The organism is Pseudomonas sp. 05N433 (assembly GCF_056396925.1).
Genome location: NZ_JBFTML010000045.1, coordinates 20,054 through 42,893 on the forward strand (window position 1 = coordinate 20,054; position 22,840 = coordinate 42,893).

Annotated in this window: 24 protein-coding genes; 15 read left to right on the forward strand and 9 right to left on the reverse strand. The window is 59.2% G+C overall.

The features are described 5' to 3' along the window. Window positions 1-40 precede the first annotated feature (40 nt). Entirely contained in the window at window positions 41-1,132 is a 1,092-nt protein-coding gene (locus AC1DIS_RS21895) for an aminopeptidase (RefSeq protein WP_477748446.1), read from the forward strand. A 38-nt stretch (window positions 1,133-1,170) separates the two neighbouring features. Here the strand turns inward: AC1DIS_RS21895 and AC1DIS_RS21900 are convergent, their stop codons facing one another. Together AC1DIS_RS21900 and AC1DIS_RS21905 are read right to left on the reverse strand one after the other, a co-directional pair. Further along, window positions 1,171-1,821 carry an HAD family hydrolase gene (locus AC1DIS_RS21900; protein WP_086945262.1) on the reverse strand — a complete coding sequence of 217 codons (651 nt, stop codon included), beginning with the start codon at window positions 1,819-1,821 and terminating at the stop codon, window positions 1,171-1,173. A 45-nt stretch (window positions 1,822-1,866) separates the two neighbouring features. Beyond that, complete coding sequence (locus tag AC1DIS_RS21905; RefSeq protein ID WP_007940736.1) at window positions 1,867-2,412, reverse strand: gamma carbonic anhydrase family protein; 546 nt, start codon at window positions 2,410-2,412, stop codon at window positions 1,867-1,869. Window positions 2,413-2,512: 100 nt separating this feature from the next. On the opposite strand from AC1DIS_RS21905, the gene prlC reads away from it, so the two are divergent. Together prlC and AC1DIS_RS21915 are read left to right on the forward strand one after the other, a co-directional pair. Continuing rightward, on the forward strand, window positions 2,513-4,564 hold the full coding sequence (gene prlC, locus AC1DIS_RS21910) for an oligopeptidase A (protein WP_018927248.1): 2,052 nt from the start codon (window positions 2,513-2,515) through the stop codon (window positions 4,562-4,564). Continuing rightward, the gene (locus AC1DIS_RS21915; RefSeq protein WP_064615693.1) at window positions 4,561-4,848 is read left to right on the forward strand and encodes a YheV family putative zinc ribbon protein; all 288 of its coding nucleotides are present in this window, start codon (window positions 4,561-4,563) and stop codon (window positions 4,846-4,848) included. The genes prlC and AC1DIS_RS21915 overlap by 4 nt, the downstream gene beginning before the upstream one ends. A gap of 46 nt (window positions 4,849-4,894) precedes the next feature. Here AC1DIS_RS21915 and AC1DIS_RS21920 read toward each other — a convergent pair whose 3' ends face one another. Then, window positions 4,895-5,542: a dual specificity protein phosphatase family protein gene (locus tag AC1DIS_RS21920; protein ID WP_477746024.1), complete on the reverse strand. Its 648-nt coding sequence runs from the start codon at window positions 5,540-5,542 to the stop codon at window positions 4,895-4,897. 256 nt (window positions 5,543-5,798) lie between these two features. Beyond that, on the reverse strand, window positions 5,799-6,104 hold the full coding sequence (locus AC1DIS_RS21925; protein WP_064615689.1) for a hypothetical protein: 306 nt from the start codon (window positions 6,102-6,104) through the stop codon (window positions 5,799-5,801). A gap of 242 nt (window positions 6,105-6,346) precedes the next feature. On the opposite strand from AC1DIS_RS21925, the gene AC1DIS_RS21930 reads away from it, so the two are divergent. The 3 genes from AC1DIS_RS21930 to AC1DIS_RS21940 all read left to right on the forward strand — a co-directional run bounded on the left by AC1DIS_RS21930 (window position 6,347) and on the right by AC1DIS_RS21940 (window position 10,039). Beyond that, complete coding sequence (locus AC1DIS_RS21930; protein ID WP_064615687.1) at window positions 6,347-7,405, forward strand: PA0069 family radical SAM protein; 1,059 nt, start codon at window positions 6,347-6,349, stop codon at window positions 7,403-7,405. A gap of 242 nt (window positions 7,406-7,647) precedes the next feature. Then, window positions 7,648-8,379 (forward strand): carbonic anhydrase, encoded by a 732-nt coding sequence (locus AC1DIS_RS21935; RefSeq protein ID WP_018927254.1) that lies wholly within the window; start codon window positions 7,648-7,650, stop codon window positions 8,377-8,379. A gap of 130 nt (window positions 8,380-8,509) precedes the next feature. Then, entirely contained in the window at window positions 8,510-10,039 is a 1,530-nt protein-coding gene (locus tag AC1DIS_RS21940) for a SulP family inorganic anion transporter (RefSeq protein ID WP_018927255.1), read from the forward strand. Window positions 10,040-10,145: 106 nt separating this feature from the next. On the opposite strand, the gene AC1DIS_RS21945 is transcribed toward AC1DIS_RS21940, so the two are convergent. Then, a complete protein-coding gene (locus AC1DIS_RS21945; protein ID WP_018927256.1) occupies window positions 10,146-10,796 on the reverse strand; it encodes a hypothetical protein in 651 nt (216 codons plus the stop codon). A gap of 372 nt (window positions 10,797-11,168) precedes the next feature. On the opposite strand from AC1DIS_RS21945, the gene coxB reads away from it, so the two are divergent. The 4 genes from coxB (at window position 11,169) to AC1DIS_RS21965 (ending at window position 15,567) form a co-directional block, all read left to right on the forward strand. Continuing rightward, on the forward strand, window positions 11,169-12,296 hold the full coding sequence (gene coxB / locus AC1DIS_RS21950; protein WP_019580289.1) for a cytochrome c oxidase subunit II: 1,128 nt from the start codon (window positions 11,169-11,171) through the stop codon (window positions 12,294-12,296). 82 nt (window positions 12,297-12,378) lie between these two features. Continuing rightward, window positions 12,379-13,971, forward strand: coding sequence for a cytochrome c oxidase subunit I (ctaD, locus tag AC1DIS_RS21955; protein ID WP_064615680.1), 1,593 nt, complete (start codon window positions 12,379-12,381; stop codon window positions 13,969-13,971). A 117-nt stretch (window positions 13,972-14,088) separates the two neighbouring features. Then, a complete protein-coding gene (locus AC1DIS_RS21960) occupies window positions 14,089-14,646 on the forward strand; it encodes a cytochrome c oxidase assembly protein (protein ID WP_018927259.1) in 558 nt (185 codons plus the stop codon). 33 nt (window positions 14,647-14,679) lie between these two features. Next, a complete protein-coding gene (locus tag AC1DIS_RS21965) occupies window positions 14,680-15,567 on the forward strand; it encodes a cytochrome c oxidase subunit 3 (protein ID WP_018927260.1) in 888 nt (295 codons plus the stop codon). A gap of 15 nt (window positions 15,568-15,582) precedes the next feature. Here AC1DIS_RS21965 and AC1DIS_RS21970 read toward each other — a convergent pair whose 3' ends face one another. Further along, window positions 15,583-15,786 carry a twin transmembrane helix small protein gene (locus tag AC1DIS_RS21970; RefSeq protein WP_018927261.1) on the reverse strand — a complete coding sequence of 68 codons (204 nt, stop codon included), beginning with the start codon at window positions 15,784-15,786 and terminating at the stop codon, window positions 15,583-15,585. A gap of 70 nt (window positions 15,787-15,856) precedes the next feature. On the opposite strand from AC1DIS_RS21970, the gene AC1DIS_RS21975 reads away from it, so the two are divergent. The 5 genes from AC1DIS_RS21975 to AC1DIS_RS21995 are packed head-to-tail and all read left to right on the forward strand — an operon-like array spanning window position 15,857 to window position 19,765. Then, window positions 15,857-16,597, forward strand: coding sequence for an SURF1 family protein (locus tag AC1DIS_RS21975; RefSeq protein ID WP_111453136.1), 741 nt, complete (start codon window positions 15,857-15,859; stop codon window positions 16,595-16,597). Beyond that, on the forward strand, window positions 16,563-17,156 hold the full coding sequence (locus AC1DIS_RS21980; RefSeq protein ID WP_026286508.1) for a hypothetical protein: 594 nt from the start codon (window positions 16,563-16,565) through the stop codon (window positions 17,154-17,156). Before AC1DIS_RS21975 ends, AC1DIS_RS21980 begins: the two co-directional genes overlap by 35 nt. Before the next feature lie 10 nt (window positions 17,157-17,166). After that, complete coding sequence (locus AC1DIS_RS21985; RefSeq protein WP_018927264.1) at window positions 17,167-18,246, forward strand: COX15/CtaA family protein; 1,080 nt, start codon at window positions 17,167-17,169, stop codon at window positions 18,244-18,246. Beyond that, complete coding sequence (cyoE, locus tag AC1DIS_RS21990; protein WP_018927265.1) at window positions 18,234-19,133, forward strand: heme o synthase; 900 nt, start codon at window positions 18,234-18,236, stop codon at window positions 19,131-19,133. Before AC1DIS_RS21985 ends, cyoE begins: the two co-directional genes overlap by 13 nt. Further along, window positions 19,130-19,765: an SCO family protein gene (locus AC1DIS_RS21995; RefSeq protein ID WP_018927266.1), complete on the forward strand. Its 636-nt coding sequence runs from the start codon at window positions 19,130-19,132 to the stop codon at window positions 19,763-19,765. The genes cyoE and AC1DIS_RS21995 overlap by 4 nt, the downstream gene beginning before the upstream one ends. Before the next feature lie 152 nt (window positions 19,766-19,917). Here the strand turns inward: AC1DIS_RS21995 and AC1DIS_RS22000 are convergent, their stop codons facing one another. From AC1DIS_RS22000 to AC1DIS_RS22010, 3 genes are all read right to left on the reverse strand, one after another. Continuing rightward, window positions 19,918-20,691, reverse strand: coding sequence for a MetQ/NlpA family ABC transporter substrate-binding protein (locus AC1DIS_RS22000; protein ID WP_018927267.1), 774 nt, complete (start codon window positions 20,689-20,691; stop codon window positions 19,918-19,920). An 80-nt stretch (window positions 20,692-20,771) separates the two neighbouring features. After that, a complete protein-coding gene (locus tag AC1DIS_RS22005) occupies window positions 20,772-21,446 on the reverse strand; it encodes a methionine ABC transporter permease (protein ID WP_018927268.1) in 675 nt (224 codons plus the stop codon). Then, entirely contained in the window at window positions 21,446-22,453 is a 1,008-nt protein-coding gene (locus tag AC1DIS_RS22010) for a methionine ABC transporter ATP-binding protein (RefSeq protein WP_007940716.1), read from the reverse strand. The genes AC1DIS_RS22005 and AC1DIS_RS22010 overlap by 1 nt, the downstream gene beginning before the upstream one ends. Between the last annotated feature and the right edge of the window lie 387 nt (window positions 22,454-22,840).

Consider the following 22,840-nt stretch of genomic DNA (forward strand, 5'->3'; position numbering starts at 1 on the left):
GGATAGTCTTGCGGGCAGACTTTCCAGGGATTTTTTTATTTTGATCAGGCCGCGTCCAAGCCTTGGGTTACTTGATCGCGTTTTACGCATTTTGTTTCCGGGTGTTTTTCTTTTGGCGCTCAATGGCTGCGCGAGCGTCAGCTATTACGGCCAATTGGCCAGTGGTCAGCTGCACTTGCTGCGGGCCCGGGAGCCGATTGCCAATGTGATTGCCGACCCCGACCGCGATCGGCAATTGCGTGCGCACCTGGCCCAGTCACAAAAGGCCCGAACGTTCGCCAGCCAACACCTGCATCTGCCGGACAACCAGAGCTACCGCTTGTACGCCGACATCGGCCGACCGTTTGTAGTCTGGAATGTCTTCGCCACGCCGGAGTTTTCGCTGAAGCCGCAGAACCATTGCTTCCCCGTCGCCGGCTGCGTCGCTTATCGCGGTTTTTACAGTCAGAGCGCTGCTCGCGGTGAGGCCGCCTTGCAACGCCTGCAAGGTATGGACGTGTCGATCGGCGGCGTCGAGGCCTATTCGACGCTCGGTTGGTTCAACGATCCGATTATTAGCTCGATGATGGCGTGGGGCGACGAGCGGTTGGCGACGCTGATATTCCACGAACTCGCGCACCAACGTTTTTATGTGAAAGACGACACCGAGTTCAACGAGTCCTTCGCCACGTTCGTCGAACAGGAAGGCACTCGCCAATGGCGCGCATTCCGAGACATGCCGCCGGATAATGGAGCGTTGGTACGCCAACGCGACCAGTTCATCCAATTGATTCTGGACACCCGCACCCGGCTTGAACGGCTTTACGCCCTACCGCTGCCGGCCGACCAAATGCGTGAGCGAAAAGCGGCCGAGTTCGAACAATTGCGCCGTGAGTACAGGACCCTGCGTGACAGCCAATGGGCTGGCAACAATCGCTACGATGCATGGATCAACGCCCCGATGAACAACGCCCGATTACTGCCGTTTGGTTTGTATGACCAGTGGGTGCCAGCGTTTACCACACTGTTCAGGCAGGTCGATGGTGATTGGGTGAGGTTTTATGCGGCAGTGGAGAAGGTAGGCACGTTGCCGGTTGGGGAGCGCAAGGCGGCGTTGAGGGCGTTGGCAGGATCAGCGAATTCCGGTGGCTGAACGGGCACCTTCGCGGACTTGCCCGCGAGGGGATTTGATCAGCGCTGCAAAAACGCCTGATGCAACTCATCCAGCGTCTCGAAGTGATACGCCGGTGCTTCGGCGCTCAATTCTTCCCGGCTGCCAAACCCATAACCCACCGCTGCCGCGTCCAGCCCATTGCTGCGGGCACCGATCAGGTCGTGCTTACGGTCGCCGATCATCAGCGTATTGGCCGGGTCGAGACCTTCTTCGGCCATCAAGTGTGCAATCAGCTCGACCTTGTTGGTCCGCGTGCCATCCAGCTCACTGCCATAAATCATCTTGAAATGCTTGGCGAAGTCGAAGTGCCGGGCAATTTCCCGGGCGAAAACCCATGGCTTGGAGGTCGCGATGTACAGCTGCCGCCCTTGGCCACCGAGGGTTTCCAGTAGAGGCGTGACGCCGTCGAACACGCGGTTTTCATACAGGCCGGTGACCTTGAAGCGTTCACGATAGAAGTTCACTGCCTCCCAGGCCTTGGGTTCGTCGAAGTCATAGAACTGCATGAACGCCTGCAACAATGGCGGGCCAATGAAATGTTCGAGCCTGGTCAGGTCCGGTTCATCGATACCCAGTTTGCTCAGGGCGAACTGGATGGAGCGGGTGATACCTTCGCGCGGGTCGGTCAGCGTGCCATCGAGGTCGAACAGTACGGTTTGGTAATGCATGGAAATTCCTGAGCAATAGCGAGACGCTTTCCGTTATCAAGAGGCTTAGAGCTGGTCGTAGCCTTCGGCCAGATGCAGGTCCTTGAGCTTCACGTAATTCGCTGCACTGTAGGTGAAAAAGGCTTTTTCCTTGTCCGTCAGCGGCCGGATCTGTTTCACCGGGCTCCCGACATAAAGGAAACCGCTTTCCAGGCGCTTACCCGGTGGCACCAGGCTACCGGCGCCAATGATCACATCGTCCTCGACCACCGCACCGTCCATGACGATGCTGCCCATTCCGATCAGAATCCGGTTGCCCACGGCGCAACCATGAAGCATGACTTTATGCGCGATGGTCACATCGTCGCCGATCAGTAACGGAAAGCCATCGGGGTTGAATGGCCCTGCATGGGTGATGTGCAACACGCAGCCGTCCTGCACGCTGGTGCGCGCACCGATCCGGATGCGATGCATGTCGCCGCGGATCACCGTCAGCGGCCAGACGGAGCTGTCTTCGCCGATTTCGACGTCGCCGATCACCACTGCCGAGCCGTCGACAAAAGCGCCTTTGCCCAGCAGCGGCGTGTAGTTCTGATACTTGCGAAGGGTCACGATAGGGTTTCTCTCTGTTGCCGATAGCTGCGGTGAGCGTCGATTGTAATTAAGATGGGCGCATGTTTCTTCCGCATGTTTTCCAGCCAAGGTGCCAACCGTGAGCGTGAACAACCCTCTTCTGCAGTCCTACGACCTGCCGCCGTTCTCGGCGATCCGTGCCGAACACGTGCAACCGGCCATTGAAAAGATCCTGGCTGACAACCGCGCCGCCATTGTCGAAATCCTCAAGACCCAGGCCAAACAACCGACCTGGGCCGGCCTGGTGCTGGCGATGGACGAACTCAACGATCGTCTGGGCGCCGCCTGGAGCCCGGTCAGCCACCTCAATGCCGTGTGCAACAGCGCTGAGTTGCGCGAGGCTTACGAGTCCTGCCTGCCGGCCCTGAGCGCCTACGCCACCGAGCTGGGCCAGAACCGTGAACTGTTTCAGGCCTATGAAGCGCTGGCGAACAGTCCTGAGGCCGCCGGTTTCGACGTGGCGCAGAAAACCATCCTGGAGCACGCCCTGCGTGACTTCCGCCTGTCGGGTATCGACCTGCCTGAAGCCGAACAAAAGCGTTATGCCGACGTGCAGAGCAAACTGTCGGAGCTGGGCAGTCGCTTCTCCAACCAGTTGCTCGACGCCACTCAGGCCTGGACCAAGCACATCACTGACGAAGCCGCCCTCGCTGGCCTGACCGATTCAGCCAAGGCGCAGATGGCCGCCGCCGCGCAAGCCAAAGACCTCGACGGCTGGCTGATCACCCTGGAATTCCCGAGTTACTACGCGGTGATGACCTACGCCCAGGACCGCGCCCTGCGCGAAGAAGTCTACGCCGCCTACTGCACCCGTGCGTCGGACCAAGGTCCGAATGCCGGTCAGAACGATAACGGCCCGGTCATGGAAGAAATCCTCGACCTGCGTCAGGAACTGGCAAAACTGTTGGGTTTCACCAGCTTCTCGGAGCTGAGCCTGGCGACCAAAATGGCCGAATCCAGCGATCAGGTACTCAGCTTCCTGCGCGACCTGGCCAAGCGCAGCAAGCCGTTCGCCGTCCGGGATCTGGAGCAGCTCAAGGCCTACGCCGCCGAACAGGGTTGCCCGGACCTGCAAAGCTGGGACAGCGGTTTCTACGGTGAAAAACTTCGCGAGCAGCGCTACAGCGTTGCCCAGGAAACCCTTCGCGCGTACTTCCCGATCGACAAGGTTCTGGGTGGGCTGTTCGCCATCGTCCAGCGGCTGTACGGCATCGAGATCGCCGAGCTGAAAGGCTTCGATACCTGGCACCCGGACGTTCGCCTGTTCGAAATCAAGGAAAACGGCCAGCACGTCGGCCGCTTCTTCTTCGACCTCTATGCCCGCGCCAACAAGCGTGGCGGTGCCTGGATGGACGGCGCCCGCGATCACCGCCGCACAATCAATGGTGTGCTGCAAAGCCCGGTAGCGAACCTGGTGTGCAACTTCACCCCGGCCGACAGCGGTAAACCAGCCCTGCTGACCCACGACGAAGTGACCACCCTGTTCCATGAATTCGGTCACGGCCTGCATCACCTGCTGACCCGCGTCGAGCACGCTGGCGTGTCCGGCATCAACGGCGTGGCCTGGGATGCGGTCGAGCTGCCAAGCCAGTTCATGGAAAACTGGTGCTGGGAGCCGGAAGGTCTGGCACTGATTTCCGGACACTACGAAACCGGCGAACCGTTGCCTCAGGATCTGCTGGAGAAAATGCTCGCGGCGAAGAACTTCCAGTCCGGACTGATGATGGTCCGCCAACTGGAGTTCTCGCTGTTCGACTTCGAGCTGCACGCCACTCACGGCGACGGCCGCAGCGTGCTGCAAGTGCTCGAAGGCGTGCGTGATGAGGTTTCGGTCATGCGTCCACCGGCCTACAACCGTTTCCCCAACAGCTTCGCCCACATCTTCGCCGGTGGTTACGCGGCGGGCTACTACAGCTACAAGTGGGCTGAAGTGTTGTCGGCCGATGCCTTCTCGAAATTCGAAGAAGACGGCGTGCTCAATGCCCAGACCGGTCGTGCATTCCGCGAAGCGATCCTGGCACGAGGTGGTTCCCAGGAACCGATGGTGCTGTTCGTCGACTTCCGTGGCCGTGCGCCATCGATTGACGCACTCTTGCGCCACAGCGGCCTGACCGAGGACGCGGCAGCATGAGTGAGGGACCTGTGATTACCAAAAAACGCTTTATCGCCGGGGCGGTCTGCCCGGCCTGTAGCGAGCCGGACAAATTGATGATGTGGAACGAAGATACCGTTCCGCATCGCGAGTGCGTGGCCTGCGGTTATTCCGACACGCTGAATGAACAAGGTCTGTCGGTGCCCAAGGAATTGGGCACCCGGGTTAACACCTCGGCACCCAAGGTGCCGGACGCCAAGGTTCAGGCCGTGCAGTTTTTCCCGAACCCGAAGCTGAAGAAAAAGCCTGACGAGCAACACTGAGTATCGAAAAACACCTTCCACTGCGCAACGCAGTGGAAGGTGTTACTTACTCGACATGGGCCGAGTTGAACCAACTCTTCATCGAACACATGGCAAACGGACTTGTGCTGCAATCACCATTGGCCAGCGCCGTACGAAGTTTGTCGACATCGGCCTGCATCATGTAGCGAATGCCGTCCTTGAAGTGGGTGCTATCGCCAAAACCGCCCTGAGTCATTTCACTCAGCGCATCTTCCTTACTCCAGCCCTGCACCACCACCCGGTACATCGCCGCCATCAGGCCGGTGCGATCCGAGCCGTGTTTGCAGTGCATAAGCACAGGCCCTTTGGCCTCGGCGGTCTGAATCGTGCGAAGGGCCTTGAGCACATCACTGTCATCCACATGATTGGTGCGGTAGGGCAGTTGTATCTGGGTGATTCCGGGTTTTGACAACCAGCTCGAGTCCGGTTCAGGCAGGAAGTTGATGACGGTGGCGACCTTGAGTTTTTCCAGCAACGGCACCGCCCCCTTGTCCGGCAACGCACTGCGATAGAGGGTCGGGGACATCTGATAGAGGTTGTACTGAACCTCCACCGATTGAGCCCAGTCCGCAGGCCGGGATAGAGCAGCGTCGTCAGCGTGGGCCAGCGTCAGGTTGAAAAGTGCGGCCAGCGACAAAAGAAGCGTCGCAGGTAGAAGGCGCAGTAGGGACATGCTCAGGCGACCGTGAAGTGGTGGATAAGTGATCGATAGCCTGAACTCGGGACAGTCAAAGACCTGTGAGGGCACTGTCAAAGAATCGTGAATAGAACAGCAAATGCCCGAGGCTGGTGGTCATTCAGATCAGTCAGATCTGTCCGACATCGCTAGTTGATTGAGAGACACTATCCGGCAAGACCTTGAGTTAATAGACACCGATAAAACCAGGCCTGCATGGAGTCTCATGCAGACCTGGCAACAACTATCAACTTCAGGGATTTACGATACTGGAATAAGCCTTGGCCAAGGCCAGCAGTTTTGCTTTGTCATCACCATCGATATCGCCATCACCGTCCACATCGCTGTTAATGGTTTTGATCGTGAAGGACTGACCACCATCGCTGGAAACCGCTGTCACATAGACGGAATCGACCAGTGCCTCTGTCTGCACTTCATTTACCGCATCCCATCCCGGCTCTTTACGGGCAAGCTGCATCGATACTTGTGCTTCACGAGGATTGGTTATGCTCGGCGCCAACAGTTGTAAAAAAATACCACGCTGATTAAAAAACGACATGATTAAATCCTTTTAATTAATAATCCACGACAACTTCGTGTGGCGAGGATAGTACTGATAGCCTTTGTAATTGCGCTACTTTATATATATTTCCGGTGATGACGGTTGCGCGATGCGCTTGATCCATAAACTTGTCTTGTTAGTTCCTTTATATAATCTCCGATGTTCACTCGCCGAACGGCACTGGTTTGTCGCTTTCCCCCTTGATACTGTATGCACATACAGCCAATGGGTTTTTATCGATGAACACGCCTCTGCCACCCCGCGGTCGCGGCACCGCCACCAACCCTCACAACCGTTTCGCACCGAACCGTTCGGTGGCCGAGGATGACGGCTGGTATCAGGAAGCGCCAATCACCCAAGGCACCGAGGTGCGCATCGAGACGGCGAAGACCATCATTACCCGCAACAACTCGCCGGACTTGCCCTTCGACCGCTCGATCAATCCCTATCGTGGCTGCGAGCATGGCTGTATCTATTGCTACGCGCGGCCAAGCCACGCTTATTGGGACATGTCGCCGGGTCTGGATTTCGAAACCAGACTGATCGCCAAGACCAACGCCGCCGATGTGCTGGAAGAACAACTGTCCAAACGCGGCTATCAATGCGCGCCGATCAACCTGGGCTCCAACACCGATCCTTATCAGCCGATCGAGCGTGAACACAGAATCACCCGCAAGATCCTTGAGGTGCTGCTGCGCTACCGCCATCCGGTGACCATCATCACCAAGGGCTCGCTGATTCTGCGCGACCTGGACTTGCTGGCCGAACTCGCCGAACAACGACTGGTGGCGGTAATGATCAGCCTCACCACTCTGGACGATGAGCTCAAACGCATCCTCGAACCTCGTACGGCCGCGCCCAAGGCACGACTGCGGGCGATCCGGGTAATGCGTGAAGCGGGGATTCCGGTGGGTGTCTTGTGTTCACCGATGATTCCGATGATCAACGACAGCGAACTCGAAAGCCTGCTGACTGAAGCCCATGCGGCCGGAGCGCAAACTGCGGCTTACATGATGTTGCGCCTGCCGCTGGAAGTGGCGCCGCTGTTCGAAGAGTGGCTGGCCGCCCACTATCCTCAACGTGCAGCTCATGTGTTGAGCCTGATCCGCCAGAGCCGTGGTGGGGAGCTTTACGACAGTCGGTTTGGCGCCCGTATGCGCGGTGAAGGACCGTTTGCCGATCTGCTGGCGCAGCGTTTTGCCAAAACCATCAAGCGCCTGGGGCTCAACCGTCGGGAAGGTTTCGATCTGGACTGCAAAGCCTTTTGTCCGCCGGGTCGCCAGATGTCATTGATTTAAGGACAATCGGACCTATGGTGGAGTAGTGAAAAAAGCACGTCGTGTTCAAGCTGGTCATATTTCTTATGACCTGGAACGCACGTTCTAGAGCGCTTGATTCAGTTTGAGTTAAGCTTCAGCCGCTACCTTGTTCATCGAGTGACTGACGGGTCTGTTTTTCGACCTGGACGTTTTTTATACAGCCACTGGCTTCACATCGGACAAAACGGGAAATTCCCTGACTCCGCCAAAGAGGATGAATCATGAGTGACAAGGATAAACAGCCTTTGGCTGCGTCGGCTTCAGCCCAACCCGAGGCGGAAACCGCCGATGCAGCGCTGCAGCATATCGTTGACGGCTTTTTGCATTTTCATCACGAGATCTTTCCGCAGCAGGAAGAACTCTTCAAAAAACTCGCCACGGCCCAGCGGCCTCGGGCGATGTTCATCGCGTGCGCCGATTCGCGCATTGTTCCCGAGCTGATCACCCAAAGCGCCCCCGGCGACCTGTTCGTCACCCGTAACGTCGGCAACGTCGTGCCGCCTTATGGGCAAATGAACGGTGGTGTTTCCACAGCCATCGAATACGCAGTGCTGGCGCTTGGCGTGCAGCACATCATCATCTGCGGCCACTCCGACTGTGGCGCCATGCGCGCAGTACTCAACCCGCAGAGCCTGGAAAAGATGCCGACGGTCAAAGCCTGGCTGCGCCATGCGGAAGTGGCGAAAACCATGGTTCAGGACAACTGCCATTGCTCGAATGAAAGCGAGAGCATGCACATCCTTACCGAAGAGAATGTGATCGCTCAGTTGCAACATTTGCGCACGCACCCGTCGGTGGCCTCGCGCATGGCCAACGGTCAGCTGTTTATCCATGGTTGGGTGTACAACATCGAAACCAGCGAAATCCAGGCTTACGACGCGGATCAGGGTTGTTTCCTGCCGCTCGATGGCAGCCATCCGATTCCGGTGGCGACGCCCAAAGCGCGCTTCTAAATCCTCTTCGTAGCCTGTCTCACAATAACGTTTGCGAGACAGGTCAACAGATCCCTGTGTGGTTTAGCCGAGGCTGCTGATCAGGCAGCCCGGCTTTGCCATGCCTGAAGAAAACTTCGGGAGAGTCACCATGCGTGCCGCTCAATTAAAAGCTGTTCTGCCACGGGAGCTGCTGGCTTCGGTGGTTGTGTTTCTGGTTGCCCTGCCTTTGTGCATGGGCATCGCCATCGCCTCCGGGCTGCCACCGGCCAAAGGCCTGATCACCGGCATCATCGGTGGGCTGGTAGTTGGCTGGCTTGCCGGTTCACCGTTGCAAGTCAGCGGTCCGGCGGCAGGCCTGGCGGTATTGGTGTTCGAACTGGTGCGCCAGCATGGTATCGCCATGCTCGGGCCGATCCTGCTACTGGCGGGTTTTCTGCAATTGGTAGCCGGGCGTTTGAAACTGGGTTGCTGGTTTCGGGTCACGGCGCCGGCTGTGGTGTACGGCATGCTCGCCGGCATCGGCGTGTTGATCGTGCTGTCGCAGGTGCACGTAATGCTCGATGCCGTGCCCAAGCCCTCAGGGCTGGATAACCTGGCGGCCTTTCCTACTGCAGTGATTCAGGCTTTGCCTTCGTTTGGCTGGCAAGCGGGTTTGCTCGGGCTGTCGACCATTGCCGTGATGTGGCTGTGGGAAAAATTCCGCCCGCATTCCCTGCGTTTCGTTCCCGGCGCATTGCTCGGGGTCGGTCTAGCAACGATCGCCAGCCTGGCGCTCGCCTTGCAGGTCAAACGTGTGGAGGTCCCGGCTAACCTGGCGGAGGCCATCGATTGGCTACGCCCGGCGGATCTGCTCAACCTGGCTGACCCAACCCTGCTGATCGCCGCCTTCGCCGTGGCCTTTATCGCCAGCGCCGAAACCCTGCTCTCGGCCGCCGCCGTGGATCGCATGCACAGTGGTCAACGCTCGGACTTCGACCGCGAATTGTCGGCACAAGGTGTGGGCAACATGTTGTGTGGCCTGCTCGGCGCGCTGCCGATGACCGGGGTAATCGTGCGCAGCTCGGCCAACGTTCAAGCCGGCGCCACCACCCGCCTGTCGACGGTGTTCCATGGCCTGTGGTTGCTGGCTTTCGTGTTGCTGCTATCGAGCGTGCTGCAAAGCATTCCGGTGGCGAGCCTGGCGGGCGTGCTGGTTTACACCGGTTTCAAACTGGTGGACCTCAAAGCCTTTCGCGGCCTGGGCCGTTATGGCCGGATGCCGATGTTCACCTATGCGGCGACTGCACTGGCAATCATCTTCACCGACCTGCTGACGGGCGTGCTGATCGGCTTTGGCCTGACGCTGGCCAAACTGGCCTGGAAGGCTTCGCGCCTGAAAATCAGCCTGATCGATCTACCGGCGGACGGCGAGATGGAACTGCGTCTGGTGGGGGCGGCGACTTTCCTCAAGGTGCCGGCGTTGACCCAGGTGCTGGGGAGCATTCCCGCTGGCGCGACGGTGCATGTGCCGCTCAATAACCTGAGCTACATCGATCACTCGTGCCTTGAGTTGCTGGAGGAGTGGGGCCGGGCCAATGCGGCCAAGGGTTCGAAGTTGGTGATTGAAGCGCGGGGGTTGAAGCGCAGGCTTGAAGGGCGGTTGCGGACCACCACCGGGGTAGGCTCAACGGCCGGTTGAAGCCCCCCTGTAGGAGCGAGCGGTGCGGCGATCCGACTTGCCCGCGAAGCTTTTGGCGTACTTGGGGACGCCTTCGCGGGCAAGCCTCCTACAGGGTTGCATAGACTTACGCGGCTGGTTGATCCAGCTCCAGCTCCACGCCCAATTGGCGCGACAGGCACGGCCAGCGCTTCCACGCGGCGCCGGTGTCCGGGCTGTTGAGTTTCTCGCGGTAGGCCTCCACCGACTCCAGCGCGAAACTTTCATCGTCAAGCATCTCGTCCACGGCGTGATGCACCGCCTCATCCAGTTGGTTGGCAAATTCCTCGCCAATCAATTGGTGGGCAATCAGGTTGGCGACAGTCATGTCCAAGGGGATCAATGGCTGACCAAAATGCTTGATGTACAGGTCGTTGACCTCTTCGACCAGGCGGTGCGCCAGATAAGCTTCGTCCAGCAGGCTGTCCAGGCCAACGTGACCGGCCATGATCGCCGGCGGTTGGAGGAAGAACTGCTCGGCGATTGTCAGCACCGGCTTGATCTGCGATTCGATGCCCGCTTCCCTGGCGACTTCATTGGCTGCATCCAGCAGGTCTGGCACTTGTTCTATATACGCGGCCACAAAACGCGTCATCACGCCGTTAGCGTCGACATCCGGCAATTGGATGGCGGAGTGAAGGTGCGGCAGTTGGGTTTCCAGCTGACGAGTCAGCAGGCCGGTCTCGGCCTCGTGTTGTTGGGCTTGTTGGATCTGCTCGCGCAATGCGGCGGTGTTCATGAAAACTCCAGGAAACAAAGGCAATGAAATAGGGAAGACATAACTTAGCTGGCTCAGGAAAAAGGCTAAGACGCATTTGTCATAATTATTTCATCCTTGAGACATCGAAGTTATATCGATTTGCCACCACTCGTCTGCATCCTTCTCCATTCGTGACCTGGAACGCAAGTCCAACCTGTTTCAGCTGATTTACCCCATCGCGTTGCGAGGTGGCAGTCGCTGTCTATACTCGGTTCTGAATGGAGTTAGCTGATGACACCCGACTGCATACGCAGCAAGGCTCGGCGATTCAAGTTCGTGGTCTGAAAATGCCGCTCCCTTGCCGCAGGCGTTACGCCTACGGGATAACAAGAACGATAAGGGGAACCCGCAATGATGCGACATCCACATGTCTGGATGGGCCTCCTGTTGTGGTCGATTTTCAGTCAGGCGCAAGCGGCCTGGACTGTCAATATGGCGCCTGGAGCGACTGAGATCAGTCACGCAGTATTCGATCTGCACATGACCATTTTCTGGATTTGTGTGGTGATCGGCATCATCGTCTTCGGCGCCATGTTCTGGTCGATGATGATCCACCGCCGCTCGACCGGGCAGGTGGCCGCAAAATTTCATGAAAGCACCACCGTTGAAATCCTCTGGACCATCGTCCCCCTGCTTATCCTGGTAGCCATGGCGGTCCCCGCAACCGCCACACTGATCAAGATGTACGACAACACGGAGCCGGATATCGATATCCAGGTCACCGGCTATCAGTGGAAGTGGCATTACAAATACCTGGGTCAGGACGTCGAATTTTTCAGCAACCTGACTACCCCCGCCGATCAGATCCACAACAAGGAAGCCAAGGGCGAGCATTACCTGCTGGAGGTCGACAAGCCACTGGTGCTGCCGATCGGTGCCAAGGTGCGTTTTCTGGTGACCTCCGCCGACGTCATCCACTCTTGGTGGGTGCCGGCCTTCGCAGTCAAGCGCGATGCGATTCCGGGCTTCGTCAATGAATCCTGGACCCGTGTCGACAAGCCCGGCATCTACCGTGGCCAGTGCGCCGAGCTGTGCGGCAAGGACCACGGCTTCATGCCGATCGTGGTCGAGGTCAAGGAAAAGGCCGACTACGAAAAATGGCTGGGCGAGCGCAAGGCGGAAGCCGCGCAACTCAAAGAGCTGACCAGCAAGGAATGGACCCTCGACGAGCTCAAGGAGCGCGGCGACAAGATTTATCACACCACTTGCGTGGCCTGTCACCAGGCCGAAGGCCAGGGCCTGCCGCCGATGTTCCCGGCACTCAAGGGCTCGAAAATCGCCACCGGGCCGAAAGAGGCTCACCTGAGCCTGGTCTTCCATGGCAAGCCCGGCACCGCGATGGCGGCGTTCGGCAAGCAGCTCTCGGAAGTCGATATCGCGGCGGTCGTGACCTACGAACGTAACGCCTGGGGCAACAACAAAGGCGACATGGTCACCCCTAAAGAAGTGCTGGAGCTGAAACAGGCGGAAAGCAAATGACCCGGTCTATTGCGTACTCAAGGAATCGGTCGGGGCATGACGTCCCGGTTCGCCCAGCCCAGCCGTTTGCAGGAGACAGGACATGACTGTTGTAGTCGATGACCATGTTCATACCGATACCGCCCACGCCCACGGCCCCGCCAAAGGCCTGATGCGCTGGGTGTTGACCACCAACCACAAGGATATCGGCACGCTGTACCTGTGGTTTGCATTCACTATGTTCCTGCTGGGCGGCTCGTTCGCCATGGTGATCCGTGCCGAGCTGTTCCAGCCGGGACTGCAAATCGTCGAACCGGCGTTCTTCAACCAGATGACCACCATGCACGGTCTGGTGATGGTCTTCGGCGCGGTGATGCCGGCCTTCGTCGGCCTCGCCAACTGGATGATCCCGTTGATGATCGGCGCGCCGGACATGGCCCTGCCGCGAATGAACAACTTCAGCTTCTGGCTGTTGCCGGCCGCGTTCATTCTGCTGGTATCGACCCTGTTCACCCCCGGTGGCGGGCCGAACTTCGGCTGGACCTTCTACGCACCGCTGTCGACCACCTACGCGCCGGAAAGCGTGACGTTCTTCATCTTCGCCATCCACTTGATGGGGATCAGTTCGATCATGGGCGCAATCAACGTGATCGCGACCATCCTCAACCTGCGCGCCCCCGGCATGACGTTGATGAAAATGCCGCTGTTCGTCTGGACCTGGCTGATCACCGCGTTCCTGCTGATCGCGGTGATGCCGGTACTGGCCGGCTGCGTAACCATGATGCTGATGGACATCCACTTCGGCACCAGTTTCTTCAGTGCCGCCGGTGGCGGTGATCCGGTGCTGTTCCAGCACGTGTTCTGGTTCTTCGGTCACCCCGAGGTGTACATCATGATCCTGCCGGCCTTCGGTGCCGTCAGCTCGATCATTCCGGCGTTCTCGCGCAAGCCGCTGTTTGGCTACACCTCGATGGTCTATGCCACGGCCAGTATTGCGTTCCTGTCATTCATCGTCTGGGCGCACCACATGTTCGTGGTCGGCATTCCGCTGGTGGGCGAGTTGTTCTTCATGTACGCCACGCTGCTGATCGCAGTGCCGACCGGCGTGAAGGTGTTCAACTGGGCCAGCACCATGTGGCAAGGCTCGCTGACCTTCGAGACGCCGATGCTGTTCGCCGTGGCGTTCGTGATCCTGTTCTCCATTGGCGGATTCTCCGGGCTGATGCTGGCCATCGCCCCGGCAGACTTCCAGTACCAGGACACCTACTTCGTGGTCGCGCACTTCCATTACGTGCTGGTGCCGGGGGCGATCTTCGGGATCTTCGCCTCGGCTTACTTCTGGCTGCCGAAATGGACCGGCCACATGTACGACGAAACCCTCGGCAAGCTGCACTTCTGGCTGTCTTTCATCGGCATGAACATGGCGTTCTTCCCGATGCACTTCGTGGGCCTGGCGGGCATGCCGCGGCGGATTCCGGACTACAACCTGCAATTCGCCGACTTCAACATGGTGTCGTCGATCGGCGCGTTCATGTTTGGTGCCACGCAGATCTTCTTCCTGTTCATCGTGATCAAGACCATTCGCGGCGGCGAGCCGGCACCGGCCAAGCCGTGGGATGGTGCCGAAGGCCTGGAATGGAGCATTCCATCGCCCGCGCCGTATCACACCTTCACCACACCGCCGGAAGTGAAATGAAACGCCTCGGTCCTGTAGGAGCCGGCTTGCTGGCGATGAACGCAGCGCGGTGTGTCAGACACTCCGCCTTCGCTGGCAAGCCAGCTCCTACAGGATATGGCGTAGAGGCTGGAAATAATGGCTGACTCGATCTCGATGAAGAAGCTGGTCACCCGCCTGTTGCTGGTGGTGGCGGCGATGTTTGTCTTCGGCTTTGCCCTGGTGCCGATCTACGACGTGATGTGCAAGGCATTCGGCATCAATGGCAAAACCGCCGGGCAGTATGAAGGCGAGCAAACGGTCGACGCCTCGCGGCAGGTTCGCGTGCAGTTTCTGTCGACCAACGCTGCTGACATGCCCTGGGATTTCTATCCCAAGACGGATGAGCTGACCGCGCACCCCGGGGCGGTGAACGAGATGATTTTTATCGCCCACAACCCCACCGACCGGCCGATGAGCGCCCAGGCGGTGCCGAGTATCGCGCCGAGTGCAGCCGCGGCGTACTTCCACAAGACCGAATGTTTCTGCTTTACCCAGCAAGTGCTGCAGCCCGGTCAACGCATCGAGATGCCAGTACGGTTCATCGTTGACCGCGACATGCCCAAGGATGTGAAGCACCTGACGCTGTCCTACACGCTGTTCGATATCACCGCACGTCATCCGCCCGTGGCTGTTGCAGCAAGCACAGGTGGCTAGGCGTTAAAGCGTGCCCGATAAGGAGAACAATAAATGGCAACTCATGAACATTATTACGTTCCAGCCCAGAGCAAATGGCCGATCATCGCCACGATCGGCATGCTGGTCACGGTGTTCGGCCTGGGCACCTGGTTCAACGACCTGAAGGCTGCGCGGCCGGAATCCCATGGCCCGCTGATCTTTTTCGTCGGCGGACTGCTGCTGGCCTACATGCTGTTCGGCTGGTTCGGGACGGTGGTCAAGGAGAGTCGCGCGGGGTTGTACAGCCCGCAACTCGACCGCTCGTTCCGCTGGGGCATGAGCTGGTTCATTTTCTCGGAGGTGATGTTCTTCCTGGCCTTTTTCGGTGCGCTGTTTTATGTGCGCAACATCGCGGGCCCGGCACTGGGTGGTGAAGGCACCAAAGGCATCGCCCACATGCTGTGGCCGACGTTCGAGTTCACCTGGCCGCTGCTGAACAACCCGGACTCGAAACTCTTTCCTCCCCCCAAGGAAGTCATCAGCCCCTGGGGTCTGCCGCTGCTCAACACCGTACTGCTGGTGAGTTCCAGCGTCACCGTGACCATCGCTCACCACGCCTTGAAGAAAGGCCATCGCGGGGCGCTGAAAATCTGGCTGGCGCTGACCGTGTTGCTCGGTTGCGGCTTCCTGGGCTTTCAAGCCAAAGAATACCTGCACGCCTACCACGAGCTGGGCTTGACCCTCGGTTCCGGCATCTACGGCGCAACGTTCTTCATGCTCACCGGTTTCCACGGTGCCCACGTGACCATCGGCACCATCATTCTGTTCGTGATGCTGATGCGCATCATGCGCGGGCACTTCAATGCAGACCACCATTTCGGCTTCGAGGCGGCGACCTGGTATTGGCACTTTGTGGATGTGGTGTGGATCGGGTTGTTCGTTTTCGTCTACGTACTTTGAGCCTGGCACTCATGACTACCAAGGCACGTGAGACACCAACTGGCCGCTGAAAAAACCCCAGGCGATCAAGCCGACAGTGATGGCGGCCAGCGCAACACGAATACTCAAGGCGATGACCAGGCGATTCGAGCTGCTGTCGTCCTTGACCAGAAAAAACAGGCCGCTGAACAGGCTGACAACCGTGGCAATCAGCATCAGGACGATGGCTGCTTTGAGCATGGTGACACTCCGGGGGACAGGCGATGCATGTGAGTATAGCTATCGCGATGACCGACTTTCTGGCGACGCCATGAAGCGCTTCCGGCTGGGCCTCGTGCCGACTCTGGTGGTCGCGGTGCTGCTGCCCTTGCTGGTGTCACTCGGCTTCTGGCAGTTGAGCCGGGGCGCGGAGAAAAGCGCGCTGCTGCAAAATTACGCTGAGCGCCGGGCGGCCGAACCGATGGCCAGCACCGAACTGCAACACACCGAAGATCCGGCCTTTCGCCGGGTTCGCCTGCACGGCCAGTTCGATGCCGAACACAGCCTGCTGCTGGATAACCGGCAGCGTGACGGCAAGGTCGGGGTCGAGCTGTTGCAACCATTTCAGGATCAGGCCACCGGGCTCTGGTTGCTGGTCAATCGCGGCTGGCTGCCGTGGCCGGATCGGCGTACCCCGCCGTCATTCACCACACCGACTCAGGTGTTGAGCCTCGACGCCTGGGTCTACGTCTCCCCCGGCGCAACGTTCCAGTTGCACGCCGACCCCAACACCACGACCTGGCCACAACTGATCACCGCCGTTGAACCGGCCAGGTTGTGGACGGCGCTTGAACGTGACGGTTTCGCCTACGAATTACGCGCGCAAAGTGGCCCTGCGACCTACCGCGCCGATTGGCCGGTGGTGGCCATGGGGCCGGAAAAGCACCTGGCTTACGCCGTGCAGTGGTTCGCCCTGGCGATCGCGCTGTTCGGCCTTTATCTCTATCTCGGCTGGCACAACGCAAAGGAGAACAATAATGGGAGTGGCCATGAATCCACCCGGCATGTCTGAGGCGAAAACACCGGTGAATCGGCGGCGCGGACGCTTGCAGTTGCTGCTGATCCTATTGGGGGTGATCGGTCCGATGATCCTCGCCACCGGCATGTACAAATTGCAGTTCTGGGTACCCGAAGGCCGCAGTTATCACGGTGAGCTGATCGGCAACGGCCAGACTCGCGCCGACATTGGCGTACAAGCGCAAGAAGAACGCTGGCAGTTGCTGGTGACGGCGCCCAAGGACTGCTCGGTGGACTGCCAACAGCTGGTTTATCTGGCGCGGCAGATCCAGATCGGCCTCGGTCGCGATGCTGCCCGTGCCAGCCATGCGCTGGCCATCGCGCAGCCGCTGAACAGCGATTACGAGACTAAACTTCAACGCGAGTACCCACAGTTACAACGCTATTCATTGGACCTGCCGTCCTACATCAAAGGCGCACAGAGCAATGACACGCCGCACCTGTGGATCATCGACCCTCACGGCAATCTGGTGCTGCGTTACGACCCGACGGTGAAGGGCAAGGATCTGCTCAACGACCTGCGCCACCTGCTGAAACTGTCGAACATCGGATAAGGGCATCGTCATGGCCAAACCTGGATTTCGCCTCGCGCTGTTTGCCACCTTGCTGGCACTGATTGTGGTGTTGCTCGGCGCTTACACACGCCTGACCCACGCCGGCCTCGGCTGCCCGGACTGGCCCGGCTGCTACGGTTTTATCAGCGTGCCGCAAAGCGAAGCCCAATTGGCTCATGCCGAACTGCATTTTCCAGACACTCCGGTGGAAGCCCACAAGGGCTGGAACGAAATGGTCCATCGCTACTTCGCCGGCACGCTGGGGCTGCTGATCGCGGTGCTGGCGGGCCGCGCCTGGGTCCATCGTCATCATCCGGGGCAGCCGGTGAAGTTACCGCTGTTCCTGCTGGCGTTGGTCATTGGCCAAGCGGCTTTCGGCATGTGGACGGTGACGCTCAAGCTTTGGCCGCAAGTGGTCACCGGACATTTACTCGGTGGTTTTGCGACCTTGAGCCTGTTGTTTCTGCTGACCTTGCGCCTGTCCGGCGTATTGCCGGCGCTGACCGTGCCTCGACGTTTGCAATACTGGGCAACCGCCGGCTTGCTGTTGGTGATCCTGCAAATTGCTCTCGGTGGCTGGGTCAGCTCCAACTATGCGGCGGTAGCCTGCATCGACTTTCCAACCTGCCACGGCCAATGGCTGCCGCCGGCTGATTTCGCCAACGGTTTTCACCTGACCCAGCACATCGGCCCGAATTATCTGGGCGGGCAGCTGGACAGCGATGCCCGCACCGCGATTCACCTGACTCACCGCATCGGCGCATTACTGGTCACCTTTGTTCTGCTCGGTCTGGCCTGGCAACTGAAGGTCGTCGGCATGACGCGCCTGGCCGTCATGGTGCTGATCGCCCTTGCCGCACAAATCACCCTGGGCATCAGCAACGTGGTGTTCCACTTGCCGCTGCCGGTGGCCGTCGCCCACAACGCCGGCGGTGCGGCGCTGTTGCTGACGATGGTGCTGGTCAATTATCACGCGCGAACCAGCCTGGTTCGGGTCAAGCATCAGCCCCCTCGGCGCTGGCGTCTACGCCTGCGTAAGCACTCGGCCGGGCCCATAACAATAAAAGGAGAGATGCCATGGCGACTCTGATCGGCGAACGTCACAGTCAGGCCATCTGGCGAGACTACTTGGAACTGACCAAGCCGAAAGTGGTGGTGCTGATGCTCATCACCTCGCTGGTCGGCATGTTCCTCGCGACCCGCGCCGGGGTGCCATGGACGGTGCTGGTGTTCGGCAATCTGGGGATCGCCCTGTGTGCCGGCGGTGCCGCGGCGGTCAATCATGTGGTGGACCGGCGCATCGACGCGGTCATGGCCCGGACCCACAAACGGCCCCTGGCCGAAGGCCGGGTATCTCCAGCCGCCGCGCTGACCTTCGCCCTGATACTGGCGATGCTCGGCCAGGCCTTGCTACTGACTTTCACCAACCCGTTGACGGCGTGGCTGACCCTCGCCTCCTTGCTCGGTTATGCCGTGGTCTACACCGGTTTCCTGAAACGCGCGACGCCGCAGAACATCGTCATCGGCGGCCTCGCCGGAGCTGCCCCGCCACTGCTCGGCTGGACCGCCGCCACCGGTCATGTCGGCGCCGAACCATTGTTGCTGGTGCTGATCATCTTCGCCTGGACCCCACCGCACTTCTGGGCGCTGGCGATTCACCGCAAGGAAGAATACGCCAAGGCTGACATTCCGATGCTGCCGGTGACCCATGGCGAGCACTACACCAAAGTCCACATCCTGCTCTATACCTTTGCGTTGCTGGCCGTCAGCCTGATGCCCTACGTGATCCACATGAGCGGCGTGCTCTACCTAATGTGTGCCCTCTTACTGGGCGCAAGGTTTCTGCAATGGGCCGTGGTGCTGTACCGTGGCACTCGACCGCACGCGGCGATCAACACGTTCAAGTACTCTATCTACTACTTGTTCCTGCTGTTTATCGCGCTGCTCGTAGACCACTACTTACTGCTGATCCTATGACCCGAACCCAGAAAACCGTCTTCATCCTCGTTGCCCTGATCGCGCTGATCCTGGGCCTGACCGTCAATAAAGTACTGACCGGGAAAAACCAGGGAGACCCGACGGCGCTGATCGATGCAGGGATCATTCTGCTGCCCCAAAGCCGTAATCTGCCGGACGTGAAGATGACCGATCAGGACGGCAAGCCAGTGGCGGTCAACGAACTGAAAGGCAAGTGGAGTTTGCTGTTCTTCGGCTACACCTTCTGCCCGGACATCTGCCCGACCACCCTCGCCCAGCTGCGGCAGATCAAGAGTGAACTGCCGGCGGATGCGGTGAACAAGTTGCAGGTCATCCTGGTCAGCGTCGACCCTAACCGCGATACGCCCAAGCAACTCAAGCAGTACCTGGGCTACTTCGATCCGCAATTCATCGGGCTGACCGCAGCCTCGGTCGAAGACCTTCAGAAAATGGCCAACGCGGTGAGCATTCCGTTCATTCCGGCGGACACCAGCAAGCCGAACTACACCGTCGACCACAGCGGCAACCTGGCGGTGATCGGACCGGACGGGACTCAACGCGGGTTCATTCGTGCACCGCTGAATAACCAGAAACTGGTGGCGCAGTTGCCGGTGATGCTCAACCGTCAATAAGCACCACACTCTTTGTAGGAGCCAGGCTTGCCGGCGAAGGCGCTCTCACGGGCGCCGTCGCCGGCAAGCCTGGCTCCTACAGTAAGGGGCAAACAGACAAAAAAAGGGGCGCATTCAATTCAATGCGCCCCTTTTTCGTTTACGTCAGCCGATCAGAACGCCGGCAATACCGCGCCTTTGTACTTCTCGAGAATGAAGGCTTTCACTTCCGGGCTGTGCAGGGCAGCAACCAGTTTCTGCATTGCCGCGCTGTCCTTGTCGTCCGGACGGGCAACGAGGATGTTCACGTACGGCGAGTCGCTGCCTTCGATGACCAGCGCGTCCTTGGACGGATCGAGCTTGGCTTCCAGCGCGTAGTTGGTGTTGATCAGCGCCAGGTCGACCTGAGTCAGCACGCGGGGGATGGTCGCGGCTTCCAGTTCACGGAATTTCAGATCCTTGGTGTTCTCGGTGATGTCCTTCACGGTCGACAGGATATTTTTCGAATCCTTCAACTTGATCAGGCCAGCCTTCTCCAGCAGCAACAGCGCACGGCCGCCGTTGGTGGCGTCGTTCGGGATCACCACGTTGGCGCCGCCCGGCAGCTCTTCCAGTTTCTTGTACTTGCTGGAGTAAGCGCCCAGCGGCTCCAGGTGCACACCGGCAACGCTGACGAGGTTGGTGCCCTTGGCCTTGTTGAACTCATCCAGGTACGGTTGGTGCTGGAAGAAGTTGGCGTCCAGACGCTTCTCGGCCACCTGTACGTTCGGCTGGATGTAGTCGGTGAAGACTTTGACTTTCAGGTCCACGCCTTCTTTGGCCAGGGCTGGTTTAACGAACTCGAGGATTTCCGCGTGGGGCACCGGGGTGGCCGCAACGGTCAAGGTGTCGGCAGCGTGGGCGGAAAAGGCTGCAATGGCAGCGAATGCGACGAGTAGTTTTTTCATTCAGCTAACTCCTTGTGAGGCGCCAGTCTTCGGCGCCTGCCAGCGAATGGCCGGCTCATGTCTTAAGTGACGAAAACTGTTTATTTGCGGGAGAAATGAACCACCAGCTTGTCGCCGACGGTTTGCAGCACTTGAACCAGCACCAGCAGCAAGACCACGGTGACCACCATCACGTCGGTCTGGAAACGCTGGTAACCGAAACGGATCGCCAGGTCGCCCAAGCCGCCAGCGCCGACCACACCGGCCATTGCTGTGTAGGACACCAGTGTAATCGCTGTCACCGTAATCGCTGCGAAGATGCCCGGGCGGGCTTCCGGCAGCAAGGCGTTGGTGATGATCTGACGGGTCGTCGCGCCCATGGCCTGGGTCGCTTCGATGATGCCGCGATCCACTTCACGCAGGGCGGTTTCCACCAGTCGCGCGAAGAACGGCGTGGCGCCCACCACCAGCGGTGGGATCGCACCGGCGACACCGAGGGAGGTGCCGGTAATCAATACGGTGAACGGAATCATCACGATCAGCAGAATGATGAACGGCAGCGAACGCAGAATGTTCACCACCAGCGATAGCATCGCGTAGACGCCTTTGGCTTCCAGCAACTGGCGCGGGCTGCACAAGAACAACAGCACGCCCAACGGCAACCCCAGCAGCACGGTGAACAACAGCGAACCGCCAAGCATCAGCAGGGTGTCGCCGGTGGCCAGCCAGATTTCGTACCAGTCGATATTGGAAAAGAAACTCATCAGGACTTCCATCAGCGCAGCACCTCCATATGGACATCAGCTGCGGTGAAGTGAGCAAACGCCGCTTCCATGTCGCCACCGGTGACGGCCAGGGTCAATTGGCCGTAGGGAACCTCTTTGATGCGATCGATACGACCGGCCAGGATGCTGTAGTCCACGCCCGTTTCCCGGGCGACGGTACCCAGCAATGGTGCGTAGGTCGCTTCGCCCTGGAAGGTCAGACGCACGATGCGGCCCGGCACATGAGCGAAGTCGTCGCGCTGTTCGTTCTCGTCGATCTGCTCGTCTTCCTGGACGAAGCGCTTGGTGGTCGGGTGCTTGGGGTGCAGGAACACTTCGGCCACCGAACCTTGCTCGACGATCACACCGGCATCCATCACCGCCACCTGATCGCAGACTCGACGAATCACATCCATCTCGTGGGTGATCAGGACGATGGTCAGCTTCAGCTCGCGATTGATCTCGGCCAGCAATTGCAAAACCGACGCCGTGGTCTGCGGGTCGAGGGCACTGGTGGCTTCGTCGCACAGCAAAATTTTCGGCTTGGTTGCCAGGGCGCGGGCGATGCCGACACGCTGCTTCTGACCACCGGACAGTTGCGCCGGGTATTTTTTCGCATGGTCGGCCAGGCCAACCCGCGCCAGCAATTGCGCCACACGCTGGTCGATTTCGCTACGCGACAGCTCACCGGCGAGGGTCAGCGGCAGCGCGACGTTGTCGGCCACGGTCTTGGACGCCAGCAAGTTGAAGTGCTGGAAAATCATCCCGACCTGCTGACGGAAACGTCGCAGGCCATTGGCATCCAGCGCCGTGACTTCTTCACCATCGACGATGATCTTGCCGCCACTGGAGTTTTCCAGGCGATTGATCAGGCGCAGCAGGGTACTTTTTCCCGCACCGGAATGGCCGATCAGGCCAAAGACCTGACCGTTCTCAATCGTCAGACTGGTCGGATGCAGGGCGGGAATATCCTTACCGGCGACGCGGTAAGTTTTGTGGACGTTTTGAAACTCGATCACGTAGCGAACCTTGTGGGGCGCGTTAGAAAAGGATCAGCGGTTAGCCGGGCGCGCATTTTAGCCTGTCCGTATAGAGGTTCTTAGCATTTATTTCGCTTTCAACCAGCGATTTGGCAATAACGCGATCAAAGGTCAGAAAAAAGGAACGGCGCCAGCGCCTCATCAGTCACTCATTAAGCAACTCGAAAAAGCCCGGGCAATGCCAATGAGCCCTGACCACGACGGGAATCGCAACGAGGAGTCTACGTCTGATGAGTACTAAAAAGCCTGCCGCCACCAGCGCACTGGCCGGGACCGATACCCTGGACCGCAGCAACACCAATCCCAAGCTCGACAGCCTGGAACAATTTCGCTCCGATGCCACCGAGCAGGCCCTGCGCACCAACC